At 71.2% G+C, this 12,914-nt stretch carries 11 protein-coding genes and 2 pseudogenes; 7 read left to right on the top strand and 6 right to left on the bottom strand.

Translation table 11 applies throughout. The features are described 5' to 3' along the window. Positions 1–72 precede the first annotated feature (72 nt). Genes OG266_RS30450 through fabI form a run of 4 tightly spaced genes read left to right on the top strand, consistent with a single transcriptional unit; the run spans position 73 to position 3,063 of the window. Positions 73–324, top strand: a complete 252-nt coding sequence (locus OG266_RS30450) for an acyl carrier protein (protein ID WP_266462935.1) — start codon at positions 73–75, stop codon at positions 322–324. Next, positions 324–1,571, top strand: a complete 1,248-nt coding sequence (locus OG266_RS30445; protein ID WP_371549480.1) for a beta-ketoacyl synthase — start codon at positions 324–326, stop codon at positions 1,569–1,571. Before OG266_RS30450 ends, OG266_RS30445 begins: the two co-directional genes overlap by 1 nt. Beyond that, positions 1,568–2,278: an SDR family oxidoreductase gene (locus OG266_RS30440; protein WP_371549478.1), complete on the top strand. Its 711-nt coding sequence runs from the start codon at positions 1,568–1,570 to the stop codon at positions 2,276–2,278. Before OG266_RS30445 ends, OG266_RS30440 begins: the two co-directional genes overlap by 4 nt. Further along, on the top strand, positions 2,275–3,063 hold the full coding sequence (gene fabI, locus OG266_RS30435; RefSeq protein ID WP_371549476.1) for an enoyl-ACP reductase FabI: 789 nt from the start codon (positions 2,275–2,277) through the stop codon (positions 3,061–3,063). The genes OG266_RS30440 and fabI overlap by 4 nt, the downstream gene beginning before the upstream one ends. Positions 3,064–3,138: 75 nt before the next feature. Here fabI and OG266_RS30430 read toward each other — a convergent pair whose 3' ends face one another. Continuing rightward, entirely contained in the window at positions 3,139–4,077 is a 939-nt protein-coding gene (locus OG266_RS30430) for an RNA polymerase sigma factor (RefSeq protein WP_371549474.1), read from the bottom strand. Positions 4,078–4,338: 261 nt separating this feature from the next. Beyond that, on the bottom strand, positions 4,339–5,199 hold the full coding sequence (locus OG266_RS30425; RefSeq protein WP_371549473.1) for a calcium-binding protein: 861 nt from the start codon (positions 5,197–5,199) through the stop codon (positions 4,339–4,341). 177 nt (positions 5,200–5,376) lie between these two features. Between OG266_RS30425 and OG266_RS30420 the strand changes: the two genes are divergently transcribed. Then, positions 5,377–8,271, top strand: a complete 2,895-nt coding sequence (locus tag OG266_RS30420) for an AAA family ATPase (RefSeq protein ID WP_371549471.1) — start codon at positions 5,377–5,379, stop codon at positions 8,269–8,271. Between the two features lie 12 nt (positions 8,272–8,283). Here the strand turns inward: OG266_RS30420 and OG266_RS30415 are convergent. Together OG266_RS30415 and OG266_RS30410 are read right to left on the bottom strand one after the other, a co-directional pair. Then, positions 8,284–8,877: pseudogene (locus OG266_RS30415) on the bottom strand (protein kinase family protein); the annotation flags it as partial. 34 nt (positions 8,878–8,911) lie between these two features. After that, positions 8,912–9,205, bottom strand: a pseudogene (locus OG266_RS30410) (isocitrate lyase/phosphoenolpyruvate mutase family protein); the annotation flags it as partial. A 147-nt stretch (positions 9,206–9,352) separates the two neighbouring features. Here OG266_RS30410 and OG266_RS30405 point away from each other — a divergent pair. Further along, the gene (locus OG266_RS30405; protein ID WP_371549469.1) at positions 9,353–9,967 is read left to right on the top strand and encodes a DUF1345 domain-containing protein; all 615 of its coding nucleotides are present in this window, start codon (positions 9,353–9,355) and stop codon (positions 9,965–9,967) included. Positions 9,968–9,986: 19 nt separating this feature from the next. On the opposite strand, the gene OG266_RS30400 is transcribed toward OG266_RS30405, so the two are convergent. Then, positions 9,987–10,628 (bottom strand): DJ-1/PfpI family protein, encoded by a 642-nt coding sequence (locus OG266_RS30400; RefSeq protein WP_266462910.1) that lies wholly within the window; start codon positions 10,626–10,628, stop codon positions 9,987–9,989. A gap of 123 nt (positions 10,629–10,751) precedes the next feature. Here OG266_RS30400 and OG266_RS30395 point away from each other — a divergent pair, with 123 nt between their 5' ends. Then, positions 10,752–12,089, top strand: a complete 1,338-nt coding sequence (locus tag OG266_RS30395) for a PLP-dependent aminotransferase family protein (RefSeq protein WP_371549467.1) — start codon at positions 10,752–10,754, stop codon at positions 12,087–12,089. A gap of 29 nt (positions 12,090–12,118) precedes the next feature. Here OG266_RS30395 and OG266_RS30390 read toward each other — a convergent pair whose 3' ends face one another. Then, positions 12,119–12,874: a helix-turn-helix transcriptional regulator gene (locus tag OG266_RS30390; protein WP_371549465.1), complete on the bottom strand. Its 756-nt coding sequence runs from the start codon at positions 12,872–12,874 to the stop codon at positions 12,119–12,121. Positions 12,875–12,914 lie beyond the last annotated feature (40 nt).

The raw sequence follows: 12,914 nt of genomic DNA, 5'->3' as shown, positions 1-12,914 counted from the left end.
CCGTCGCAAGGCCCCACCGCGCCTCGTCACAACGCCCCCACCCGAACCCACAGCCGAAAGGCGGCATCAGCCATGAGCACCTTCACGCCCCCCACCTTCGAGATCCTCTCCCAGGTCCTGGAGGAGAAGTTCGGCGTCCTGCGCGACGACATCAAGCCCGACACCGTCCTGGAGGACATCGAGCTGGACTCACTCGCGTTGATCGAGGTCGCGCTGACCCTGCAGAAGCAGCTCGGCTTCGCGATACCCACCGAGGACCTCAACAGCAGCGGAACCGTCTCGGACCTCTACGAGCTGGTGAACACGGCAGCGGAGAAGGCCTGATGGCCGAGCGCACCGGACGGGACACGCCCGTCGCGATCACCGGAATCGGCCTCGTCACCCCGGCCGGCATCGGAGTGGCGGCGAACTGGGAGCGGCTCCTGTCGGGCCGCTCCACCGCACAGCGCGACCCGGCGCTCGCCGGGCTGCCCGTGGACATCTCCTGCCGGGTCCCCGGCTTCGACGCCAACGCCCTGCTCGGCCGCTCGACGGCCTGGCGCCTCGACCGGGTCAGCCAACTCGCCCTGGTGGCCGCCAAGGAGGCCGTGACCGATGCGGGCCTCGACCCGCAGAAGTGGGACGGCGCCCGGGTCGGCGTCGTCATGGGCAACGCGCTGGGCGGCACCGCCTCCTACGAGGACGCCCACACCGCGTACCACCAGGAGGGCGCCGACCAGGTCTCGCCGCTCGTGATGGTGAACTGGCCGGTCAACATGATCTCCGGGTATCTCGCCATGCACTGCCGGGCGTTGGGGCCGAACCTGGTGGTCGCCACCGCCTGTGCGTCCGGCGTCACCGCGGTCGGCACCGCACGGCAGATGCTGCAGTCCGGCGTCTGCGACATCGTGCTCGCCGGCGCGTCCGAGGCACCGCTGAGCCCCACACCGATGGCCGCCTACCACCGGATGGGCGCGCTGTCCCGGCGCACCGACGACCCGGCGGGGGCCTCCCGCCCCTTCGACGCGGACCGCGGCGGCTTCGTGGCCGCGGAGGCGGCGTCCGTGCTGGTCCTGGAGCGCGAGCAGGACGCACGGGCACGGGGCGGTACGGTCCGTGCGCTGGTCGCCGGCTTCGGAGCCAGCGCCGACGGGCACCATGCCTCCGCGCCGGACCCGGCGGGCGCGGGCGTGGAGCGCGCCCTGCGCTCGGCACTCACCGACGCGGACGTCGCCCCCGACGCCGTCGACCATGTCAACGCCCATGGCACGTCGACCAAGTTGAACGATCTGATGGAGTCCCAGCTGATCAACCGCGTGCTCACCGGACGGCCCTCGGTGACCTCCACCAAGGGGGTCACGGGACACGCGCTCGGCGCCGCGGGCGCCATCGAGGTGGCGTACACGGCCCTGACCATCGAGCACGGCCTGGTGCCGCCCACCGCCAACCTCGACAAGCTCGACCCCGAGATCGACATCGACGTCGTCAGCGGTGCGCCCCGCGAACAGCGCATCACCACGGCGACCAGCCACTCCTTCGGGTTCGGCGGACAGAACGCCGTTCTGGTCCTCCAGAAAGCAGGCACTCGATGACCGGCGGCCGGTCCGTCTTCGTCACCGGAGGGAACCGCGGGATCGGTCTGGCCGTCGCCCGCGCCTTCGCCGCGCAGGGCGACCGGGTGGCGGTCGGCCACCGGTCGGGCGAGGCCCCCGAGGGCTTCTTCGGCGTGCGCTGCGACGTCACGGACGCCGACTCGCTGGACGCGGCGTACGAGAAGATCGAGGCCGAGCACGGCCTTGTGCAGGTCCTGGTGGCGAACGCCGGAATCATGCGGGACAAGCTGGCGCTGCAGACCACCGACCAGGACTTCCTGGAGATCCTCGACACCAATCTGGTGGGCGCCTTCCGGTCGGCCCGGCGGGCCATCCCCGGGATGCTGGAAGGACGTTGGGGGCGGCTCGTCTTCATCTCGTCCTTCTCCGGAATGCTCGGTTCTCCCGGGCAGGCCAACTACGCGGCGTCGAAGACGGGCCTCACAGGGCTGGCCCGCTCGCTCGCCCGGGAGCTGGGGCGCCGGGGAATCACGGCGAACGTCGTGGCCCCCGGTTTCATCGACACCGACATGGTCGCGGGCGTCACCCCGAAGCGGCGTGCCGAGTACCTCTCCATGACGGCGCTCGGCCGCCCCGGCACCCCCGAGGACGTGGCGAACGTGGTGCGCTTCCTCGCCGACGAGGACGCCTCGTATCTGACCGGTGTGTTCCTGCCGGTCAGCGGCGGACTCGGGATGGGCGTATGAGCACGGAGCCGAAGGGCGGCGGGCTGCTGGCCGGGAAGCGGCTGCTGGTCACCGGCGTGCTCTCCGACACGTCGATCGCCTTCCATGTGGCGCGGATCGCCCAGCAGGAGGGCGCCCAGGTGGTGCTGACCTCGTTCGGGCGGGCGCTGCCCATCACGGAGGCGATGGCCGAGCGGCTGCCGGCGCCCGCGCCCGTGATCCGGCTCGACGTCACCGATCAGGGTGACCTCGACGCGCTGCCGGACGCGGTCGCCGACCGCCTGGGCGGTCTCGACGGCATCGTGCACTCGATCGCGTTCGCCCCGCGGTCCGCGCTCGGCGGCGCCTTCCTGGAGACGACGTGGCAGGACGCGGGGACGGCGCTCGAGGTATCGGCGTACTCCCTCAAGGCCCTGGTCACGGCCTGCCTTCCGCTGCTGGAGGAGGGCTCGTCCGTGGTGGGGCTCGACTTCGACGCGGCCCTGGCATGGCCCGGCTACGACTGGATGGGGGTCTCCAAGGCGGCGCTCGAGTCGGTCACCCGGTACCTGGCGATGTATCTCGGCGAACGGCGCGTCCGCGTCAACCTCGTCGCGGCGGGCATGGTCCGCACCCTCGCGGCGCGCTCGATCCCCGGAGTGGAGCGCATGGAGGAGATCTGGCGCACCCGCCCGCCACTCGCCTGGGACGTCCACGACCCGGAGCCGACGGCGAAAGCCTGCGCGGTACTCCTCTCCGACTGGCTGCCGGCCACCACCGGCGAGATCCTGCACGTCGACGGAGGACTTCACGCGGTCATGACATGACCGGAGGCGGCATCGACACGTTCCCGGCCGCTGCCGCAGCGGCCGGGAACGCCCGCCCGTGGAACCGTTCAGGGCTCACCGCGACGGCTCGGGAAAGATCAGCCGGAGTCGCTGGACTCTCCCCTTCTCGCGGAACATCAGCCAGGCGATGGTCGGCGGGCAGGGGTTGGTGGCGCCGACGGGGTTGGTGACGTCCATTTCCCAGATGGTGATGTCGCGGCTGGCCACCACATGTCGCAGGTACTGGCGCACCCCGGATTCCAGCATGTGCCGCATGACCGGGACGGGATGGGTGCGTTCCCCCGGCCGGCTGAGCGGGCCGACCAGTTCGGTCTCCGCCGGCCACAACTCGGAGATCTCCCGGGGCAGGGCGCCGCGCTCGGACGCCTGCAGGGTCTCCACGGCCTCGTGTCTGCTCTCCTTGGCGAGCGCGGACGCGTCGTCGTGCGTCCGTGCGGCGGTCGACAGCAGCACCTGGGCCATTTTCCCCCTGGCCTGGTTGAGCCGGCTTCGCACCGTGCCCACCGGAACCTCGCAGACGGCGGCTATCTCCCGGTAGGAGGTGACGCCGCTGAAGTGCCGCAGCATCAGCACCAGTCGGAGCTGCGGCGGCAGTTCGTCCACCGCGTCCCAGATCCAGTCCCGCATCGCGTGTTCCTCGATGAGCCGCTCCGGTTGCGAGGGCGCCTGCTCGCGAAGCCGCAGGTGGTCGAGGCCGTCGAGGCCCGGCGTCTCCCGGGTTTCGCGCAGTCGCGTGCGGGAGGCGTTGCGGACGATCGCCCGCAGCCACGCTCCCACCGCCGACGGATCCCGTACGTCCCCGATCCGCCGCAGCGCGGTCAGCGCCGCGTCCTGCACCGCGTCCTCCGCGTCGGGGCCGTAGCCGAGCAGGCTCAGCGCCACCGCGCGCATCGGCGCCTGATGGCGAGCCAGCAGGAGGCCCAGGGCCGCGGTCTCGCCGGCCTGGGCCCTGCGCGTGAGTTCCTCATCCGTGGGCGGGTTGAGGGACACCATGAACTGAACGCCTCCGTGCGGACGAATCACGAACCGTGTGCAGTCTGGAAGATACGCCGGGACGGGTCCTCGGCGTCCACCATCGGGAGGATCGCCTTCGGGCACCCGGCTTCCGTGGAAACCGGACTGGACGGGTCCGCCGGGCACGCCGAGGGCATCGGGCTCGAAAAACTGACGGCTCTGCGCGACGCGCTGACGGAACTGCCACCCGACCAGCAGGGGGTGGAAGGGCCGCCGGTGGCCCCTCCACCCCCCTATCGGCTACGGATTGCAGCTGACACGGACCTCACCGCTGCAGGTGTCGACCCCCGTACCGCCGTTCAGCCGGTCGAAGCCCGGACCGCCGTTCAGCGAGTCCCGCCCTGCGTCCCCGAACAACCGATCGTTGCCGAGGCCGCCGCGCAGCGTGTCATTGCCAGGGCCGCCGCGCAGCGTGTCGTTGCCCGCGTCCCCGTTGATGGTGTCGTTGCCGTCGCCGCCGCTCGCCGTGTCGTCGCCCGCGCCCCCGTTGAGGGTGTCGTTGCCGGCGCCGCCATTGAGCTGGTCGTTGCCCGCGTCGCCGTTCAACGTGTCGTTGCCGGCGCCGTCGCTCAGCGTGTCCCTGCCCGCTCCTCCGGACAGCCGGTCGTTGCCGGAGCCGCCGTTGAGCACGTCGATGCCGTCGCGCCCCGAGAGTCCGTCGTTCCCCGCGCCTCCACGAATGAGGTCACGGCCCGAACCGCCGACCAGGGTGTCGTTTCCGGTGCCCCCGTTGAGAGTTGTCGGGATGAAGACGTTCGCGCTGACACCGACGGAGTCACTCAGGTTCAGGGTGTTGACCACGATCCGCTGGACCCCCACGCACCGCACCCTCGTCACATCCGCGCCGACACGCTGGCATCCGGCCCCCGGCGTGATCCGGACGCGGTCGTCGACCACATAGGTCGCCACCCCGGTACGGCTGACGGTGACCTGGTTGACCTGGTTGACGCGCGCGTCGTACCTGAGTGTCCCGTTGGAGACCGCGGCGCCGCCGGGCGCGGCGGGCGCGGCGGGCAACGCCGTGGCCGGCATCACCTGGGAGGCGGCGACCGCCCCCGCCGCGATCGCGGTGGCCAGCACCATCTTGCATGTGTTGCGCATTTCCGATTCCCCCTGTGGGTGTGTCCGCGGCGGCGCCCCCCGTGGACGCCGCCGTCGGACCCCCACAGCCTCACGGCCTGCCGCCGGCAACACATCGGGAGAATCCTTGCTTCCGCCCGTCCCCCTACCTCATATGTCCATTGACGGGCGGGGCCCCGAGTCCTAGCTTCGGCCCCGATGCCGAACCCCTTGTACTCCTCGCCGGTGATGGTGGGACGGTCGCTGGAACTGGCCGTTCTGGACGCCGCGCTGCACCGTGCCGGCGGCGGCGAGGGACGGCTGGTGGTCGTCGAGGGCGACGCAGGCATCGGCAAGACCCGGCTGGTGGACAGCTTCGCCCGGGCCGCCGCGGAGCGTGGCGTACGGGTCCCGGTGGGGTACTGCCCGCCGCTGGTGGACGACGTGCCGTACGCGCCGATCCTGGACATCCTGCGCGGCCTCGACGCCTCGCCGGCGTCCGCCCGGATCCGGGACCGCGGGCGCTTCTTCCGCAAGGTCGCGGATCTGCTCGCCGGACAGGGCGAGACCACCATGGCGGTCGTCGAGGACCTGCACTGGGCCGACGGGTCCACCCGCGACCTGCTCGCCTTCCTCTCCCGCGTACTGCGCAAGGACGCCGTCCTGCTGGTCGTCACCGTGCGGGGCGACGAACTGGTCCCCGGCCATCCGGTCGGCGCGCTGCTCGCCGAACTGACCCGCGACCGGCAGGTCGACAGGCTGCGGCTGCTGCCGCTGACCCGTGCCGAGGTGGAGCAACAGGTGTGCGAACTCCTCAGGGAGCGCGCCTCCGCCTCCCTCGTGGACGACCTCTTCGGCAGGGCGGAGGGGAACCCCTTCTTCACCGAGGAACTGCTCGCCGCCGACGGCGGCACCGGTCGCGTTCCGGCAACCGTGAGCGATGCGCTGGACGCCCGTTTCGCCCGGCTGGGACCGGCCGCGGGGCAGGTGCTGCGTGCGGCCTCCGTGATCGGCCGCTCCAGCGACCACCTGCTGCTCGCCGCCGTCGCCCGACTACCGGACGACGTACTGGAGGAGGCGCTGCGCGAGGCGGTGGACCACTTCCTGCTGGTACCGACGTCCGACGGCTACCGTTTCCGTCACCAGTTGGCGCAGGAGGCGGTCCTGCGCGCGGTGCTGCCCGGCGAGCGTGCCCGGCTGCACGGCCGCGCCGCCCGGGCGCTCCAGGACCGCGGGCCCTCTTCGGCGGACGCCGCTCCGGCGAACGCGGCGGAGCTGGCCAGGCACTGGGAGGCCGCGGGCGAGCCCACACAGGCACTGACGGCCGCCCGCCTGGCGGCGGACCTCGCGGAAGGGGCCAGTTCCCCCGCGGCGGCCCACGTGCAGTACGAACGGATGCTGCGGGTGTGGCCGGAGACCCCGGGCGCACAGGTCCCGGCCGGCATGACGCGTCATCAACTCCTCCTCGACACCGCCGGGTCGGCCGCCGCCTCCGGCAACAACTCGCGAGCCGTCGCCCTGGTGTCCGAGGCCCTGCTGGAGGTCGACAAGACCACCGAGCCGGCACGTGCGGCCGTACTCCTCGAGCGCCAGGGCTGCTACGCGCTGACCTCCGCCGACCAGAAGACCTCCCGTACCGCGTACGAGGAAGCGGCCCGTCTGGTGGCGGGCGCGCCCGCCTCGCCCGAACGCGCCCGGGTACTGGAGGCGATGGCCCAGGGCCTGATGCTGCGCTCCTACGACGAGGAGGCGATCGGCTACGCCGAGCAGGCCATCGCGGACGCCCGGGAGACCGGTGCGACCTCGGTCCTGTCGCTCGCACTGTGCTCCCAGGGGTCGTCCCTGTTCAAGCTCGGACGCTTGGAGGAAAGCCTGGACCGGCTCGGCGAATCCGTCGCGCTCGCCGTGGAGACCAATGAGCCGTCGGTGGTCGGGCGGACCTACTGGTCGCTCTGCGAGAACCTGGTCTCGGTCGGACAGTCGCAGTTGGCGCTGCAGCGGGCCCGCGAGGGCGCGCGGCTGACCCGGGGCTTCGGCCTGACCGGTACGTTCGCGCCCGCCATCGAAGGCTGCGCGGTACGTGCTCTGGTCCGGCTCGGGCGGCTGCGCGAGGCCTCGGACCTCGCGGAGCGGGCGCTGGGTGAGGTCGTGGAGCGCTTCTTCTGCCAGCAGATCGAAATCCAGCTGGCCGGGCTGGAGATCAGGCGCGGGCGGCTGGTCACGGCCGGGGAGTTGCTCGGTGGACTCGATGCCATCTTCACCACCGAGGAAATGCTGTGGAGTGTCGGCGTGCTGGGATACCAAGCCGAACTCGCCGTCGCCCGCGGGGCATGGGCGGACGCGCTGGCACTGGCCGGACGCGGACTCGGTTCGCGTCATACGAGCGGATACGAGTCGCTCGGCCCGCGGCTGTGCTCCATCGCCGTACGCGCTGTCGCCGAGACGGTCGAGGAGGACCGCGGCAACCGCCGCCGCCCCGACCCGACCGCGGCGTCGGCGGAGGCCCGCCGGTTCGCCGATCTCGCGGATTCACTGGTCGAGCAGGTCCGGGCGCGCGAAGGCCAACCCTCGCCCGACCACCTCGGCTACGCGCTGCTGGCCCGCGCCGAGTGCTCCCGCCTCGACCCGGCCGGACCGGACCCCGGCCTGTGGGAACAGCTCTCCGCGGACCGGGACCGCGAGCTGGACCCCTACCTCGCCGCATACGCCCGCCGTCGCCAGGCCGAGGCGCTCCTCATGTCCCGCGCCCCACGTGCCACCGCCGCACCCCTGCTCTACGCGGCCCACCGCAGCGCCCAGGAGATCGGCGCCGAACTACTGGCCCGCGACATCGGCGACTTCGCCGGCCGCGCGGGCATCACCCTCGACCGCCCGGCCCCCACGGACCCTGACCGTGCAACGCCCGGCACCGAATTCAGCCTGACCGACCGCGAAACCGAAGTCCTCCGCCTCCTGTCCCGCGGCCTCACCAACGGCGAGATAGCCCGCGAACTGTTCATCTCCGCCAAGACCGCAAGCGTCCACGTCTCGGCGATCCTGCGAAAACTCGGCGTCACAAGCCGCATCCAGGCTTCCACGATGGCCGGCGGGATCCTGGGCGACGGCCGGGACTGACGTCGGTCTTCCCTACCCCGCGGAACGACCACCCGGTCTGGCCCGTTCGATGTCGGCGGCCGGATACGGTGTCCGCTTGCTCAGCGTGATCAGGCCGTGGTGGAACCCGTCCAGCACGGCGGCGGCGCGGGCATGCCGGTCGATGATCGCGGCGATCGCGGGCGGGACCCCCTCGGGCCTTTCACCCGCGATCCAGTCGTGCAGAAACGCCTCGTGCTCCGCCGTGCCGCGCAGGCCTTCGGGCAGATGGTGGCGAAGCAGATGGTTCGCGACGTAGCAGCCGTCATAGGCGTGATGGTCGGCGAGGAACTCGGCCTCGTCCGGCGCGAGTTCGAACCCGGAGCTCAGGGCGAGGCCGAAGTCCGCGAAGTAGATCAGCCGGCCGTCGGTCAGGACGTTGTTGAAGTGGGCGTCGAAGTGGACGAGCCCGCGGGAGCTCATGAAGGCGGCTCCGCGCGTCAGGGCCTCCTCCGCCCACGCATACCCAGGGACGTCCTCGCCCGCCGGAGTGGATTTCCCTCGGTCGCCCAGCCACTCGGCAAGGGTCTGTGGGACGTGTTCCAGGACGGCGGCCCGGGCGGGCCCGGATGCGGTCCACCGCGAGCGCCTCGTCGTACAGCGGCCCGGTGCGGTCGCCGGTGAAGTCTTCGATGTTGCCGCCGGCGGCGCCCGCCGCGAGCGTCAGGGAGACGGTGGTGGCCACCGTCTCGGGCGCCTCGCCGTACCCGTCTTCGAGGTCCGCGCTGACGGGCACCGTCACCCCGTCGGCGATCTCACGCACGCGACGCATCATCGTCTCGCGGTCGACACGGCCGTCCGGTGCCTTCTCGTCGAAGAAGTCGTGGTCCGGACGTCCGAGGGAGAACGCGATGCCCGCGCTCGTGGTCGCCACCGCGGGGAAGCCGGCCGACTCCAGGACGCGGGCGCTGCCCACGCACCAGGCGTTGGGCAGCAGGAAGGAGCCCCCGATCCGCTGTCTCCGCCGTGGCCCGGGCGGTCGCCGGGGACCCTCGCCGGCCTCTGCCCCCACCTGACCAGCGACGAGCGGCTACCGTCATGGCTTGTGCGCGTGAGATCCCTGATGTCCCTGTCCGCAGTCCCACGGCTCGCCAACGCGGTCGTCGTCGGAGCAGCCGTCGGTGTGGCCGTCGGTTCGTCGACCGATCTACCGCTGGGCATTCTCGCGGGTGTCGCCGCCACCGAGACATGCTTCGTGGTGGTCGGCTGGATCGTGCTGTGGCCGATGGACGCCGAAACGACCCGCCGAAACGCTCGACGCGAGGACCTGCGGCCCGTCACCGAAGAGATCGCCGTGGTCGTGGCCGCCCTGTGCGGCCTTGTCGGCATCGTGGTGTTCATGCTCGGCAACTCCGACACCACCCATGCGGCGACGGCTCTCATCGGTGTGTTCATGGCCTGGGCCGCACTGCACCTGATGTACGCCACCCGGTACGCGTACCTCTACTACCTGGCTTCCGCGGGCGGAATCGACTTCAACTCCGGCCATCCGCCGGCGTACCGGGACTTCTTCTACTTCAGCTACAACCTGGGCATGACCTACCAGGTCTCCGACACCGACGTCTCCAGCACGACGATCCGCTCGGTGGTCCTGCGGCACACCCTTCTGTCGTACGTCTTCGGCACCAGCATTCTGGCTACCGCCATCAACCTTGTCGCGGGAATCTTCACTCGTTGAACGTTTTCTGCACGGTCGCTTATCGGGTGACGCCGACGGGCTGCGCGACGCAGGAGGGTCCCAGGTAGGGCGTGATGTTGCGCCAGGCGCGCTCGATGTACTCCTCCTTCTCGCCGACCGGGGCGACGTAGTGCAGCGCGCTTTCGGCGGCGTCGTGGCCCTCAAAGCGGGCGATGATCCAGGCGGCGAGGTAGTGCGAGGCCAGGCAGCCGCCGGCGGTGGCGATGTTGTCCTTGGCGTAGAAGGGCTGGTTGAGCACCTCGACGCCGGCGGCGACGACCCAGGGCTTGGTGGTCAGGTCGGTGCAGGCGGGGATGGAGCCCAGCAGGCCGAGCTTGGCCAGCACGAGTGCGCCGGAGCACTGGGCGGCGATGAGCTGGCGCGAGGGGTCCAGGCGGCGCAGGACGTTCATGATCGCCGGGTCTTCTACGACCTCGCGGGTGGCGATGCCGCTCCCGACGATGACGGCGTCGGCGGCGCACGCCTCCTCAAGGGTGGACATCTGCTCGATGACCACCCCGTTCATCGACGTCACCTTGGGGCTGGGGGTGGCGATGGTGACGCGCCAGTCGTCGGTCTTGATGCGGTTGAGGACACCGAGCGCGATCAGGGAGTCGAGCTCGTTGTAGCCCTCGAAGGTGAGGATGGCGATGTGCGGCACGGCGGCTGTCCTTCCGGGTCGGTGGTCGGTGGTCGGTGGTCGGTGGTCGGTGGTCGGTGGTTCTTGACGGTAGGAACCATCGACCAGGACAGTCAAAGAATTGTCATGGATACAATCCGGCGCATGGCAGCCTCGCGGTACAAAACGCTGGTCGACGCGCTCGCGTCCGACATCCGGAGCGGGCGGCTCGCCGCGGGCGCACGGCTGCCGACCCACCGTGGGCTCGCCGCCCGTGAGGGCATCGCCGTGGTGACCGCGACCCGGGTGTACGCCGAGCTGGAGATCATGGGTCTGGTGAGCCGGGAACAGGGCCGCGGCACGTTCGTGCGCGACATCGCGGTTCCCGCCGGTCACGGCATCGATCAGCAGGTCGTCGCCACGGACGCGGTCGACCTCAACTTCAACCATCCGTCACTGCCCGGACAGGCCGATCTCCTGCGGCAGGCCCTGCGAGAGGTGGCCGGCGCCGGTGACCTCGACACACTGCTGCGCTACCAGCCACATCGAGGGCGCCTCCAGGACAGAGCCTCGATCGCACGGCACCTGAGGCGCCGGGGAATCACCACGGACGCGGACCGGATCCTCATCACCAACGGAGCGCAGCACGGCCTCGCCATCACCGTCATGGCCACGCTCAACGCCGGTGACGTCGTCGCGGTCGACGCACTCACCTACCCGGGCTTCAAGGTCCTCGCACACGCCTTCCATCTCGACCTGGCGCCCATCCCCGCAACCGCCAACGGGCCGGATCTCGACGCCCTCGAGAAGCTGTGCGCCACCCGCCCCGTCCGGGCGATCTACACCATGCCCACCCTGCACAACCCGCTGGGCTGGGTGATGCCGGCAACCGACCGGACCCGCCTGATCAAGATCGCCCGGCAGCACGGTCCGCTCATCATCGAGGACGCCTCCTACGCCTACCTCGTCGAGGACCCTCCACCGCCGCTGGCCGCGACCGCGCCGGACATCACCGTCTACGTCTCGGGACTGTCCAAGAGCGTCGCCACCGGCCTCCGGGTCGGCTTCGTCGTCGCCCCGCCCGCCGCGGCGCCGTCGCTCGAACGCGCGATCCGGGCGACCACCTGGAACACCCCCGCCCTCACCACCGCCATCGCCTGCCGCTGGCTCGACGACGGCACGGTGGACCACCTGGAAGCGCGGAAACGAGACGACGCGAAGGCCCGCCAGGCGATCGCCGGACAGGAGCTGGCGGGCCTGCCCCTCATCAGCCACCCCTCGTCCTACTTCACCTGGCTGCCGCTGCCCGACGACGCACGCGCCGATCGCCTGACCGCCACCCTCGCGCGTCAGAACATCTCGGTGGCCACGGCCGAACCGTTCTCCACCACGACGCACACACCGCAGGCGATCCGCCTCGCTCTGGGCTCGACCGATCCGGACAGTCTCCGGTCGTCGCTGCGCACAGTGCGGCGAGTCGCTGTCGAGGACGCCTACGCGTGAAGCAGGTGGCGGCGGGGACGACGGGCCGATCAGCCTGTCTTCTCGCGCGGCTGATGTGTGCCCGGGGTGTGCCCGAAGGTCCGGCGGAAGACGTCGATGAACGCGCTGGCGGACGACCAGCCGCACAGGTGGGCCACGGCGGTGACCGGGGTGTTCTCGGCCAGCAGGACCAGGGCGTGGTAGAGGCGCAGTTGGGTGCGCCACTGCGGGAACGTCATGCCGAGATCGGCTTTGAAGAGGCGGGAGAGGGTGCGGTCGCTGGCGCCGACTTCCCTGCCGAGTGCCACCAGGGTGCGGTCGTCGGCCGGGTGCGTGTGCAGGATCTCGCAGACCGCCTTCAGCAGAGGGGCGGTTGGCGTGGGCAGGTGCAGCGGCTGCTGGAGTGATGCCCTCAACTGGTCGAGCAGCACGGCCCGCAGCCGCCCGCGTTCGGCGCTGTCGTCGTGCGGGGTGCGGGTGTAGGCGAGGACCAGTTCCCGCAGCAGCGCACCGACGGTCAGCACGGTCGGCTCGTCCAGACCGAGCGGGTTGTCACTCGCGGGCAGACCGACCAGGTGCAGTTCGAGTTCACCGTGGGCCTGGTGGGCGTGCACGGTGCCGGCCGGCACCCAGATGGCGCGATTGCCCGGCGCGAACCACGAGCCGCTGCTGGTGGTCACGGCCAGCACTCCCCGGCCCGCGTAGACGATCTGGTGGTCGTCGTGGCGGTGGGCGTCGATGGCGGCTCCGGGCGCCAGCCACTGAGTACGGGTCGGCGCTACGGGCTCGTGGCGGATTTCTGACATTGGTTGGCAGCTTACCGGAAGCGCGACACGCTGCCCGGCG

Source organism: Streptomyces sp. NBC_00554 (assembly GCF_041431135.1).
In the GTDB taxonomy this organism is placed as follows: Bacteria; Actinomycetota; Actinomycetes; order Streptomycetales; family Streptomycetaceae; genus Streptomyces.
Note: the sequence above shows the minus strand (reverse complement) of the source record. Positions and strands in the feature narration are given on the sequence as shown.

Excerpts from the sequence above, each read along its gene's own strand:
- OG266_RS30450 (WP_266462935.1), top strand. The coding sequence starts at position 73 with ATGAGCACCTTCACGCCCCCCACCTTCGAGATCCTCTCCCAGGTCCTG.
- OG266_RS30445 (WP_371549480.1), top strand. The coding sequence starts at position 324 with ATGGCCGAGCGCACCGGACGGGACACGCCCGTCGCGATCACCGGAATC.
- OG266_RS30440 (WP_371549478.1), top strand. The coding sequence starts at position 1,568 with ATGACCGGCGGCCGGTCCGTCTTCGTCACCGGAGGGAACCGCGGGATC.
- fabI (WP_371549476.1), top strand. The coding sequence starts at position 2,275 with ATGAGCACGGAGCCGAAGGGCGGCGGGCTGCTGGCCGGGAAGCGGCTG.
- OG266_RS30430 (WP_371549474.1), bottom strand. The coding sequence starts at position 4,077 with ATGGTGTCCCTCAACCCGCCCACGGATGAGGAACTCACGCGCAGGGCC.
- OG266_RS30425 (WP_371549473.1), bottom strand. The coding sequence starts at position 5,199 with ATGCGCAACACATGCAAGATGGTGCTGGCCACCGCGATCGCGGCGGGG.
- OG266_RS30420 (WP_371549471.1), top strand. The coding sequence starts at position 5,377 with ATGCCGAACCCCTTGTACTCCTCGCCGGTGATGGTGGGACGGTCGCTG.
- OG266_RS30405 (WP_371549469.1), top strand. The coding sequence starts at position 9,353 with ATGTCCCTGTCCGCAGTCCCACGGCTCGCCAACGCGGTCGTCGTCGGA.
- OG266_RS30395 (WP_371549467.1), top strand. The coding sequence starts at position 10,752 with ATGGCAGCCTCGCGGTACAAAACGCTGGTCGACGCGCTCGCGTCCGAC.
- OG266_RS30390 (WP_371549465.1), bottom strand. The coding sequence starts at position 12,874 with ATGTCAGAAATCCGCCACGAGCCCGTAGCGCCGACCCGTACTCAGTGG.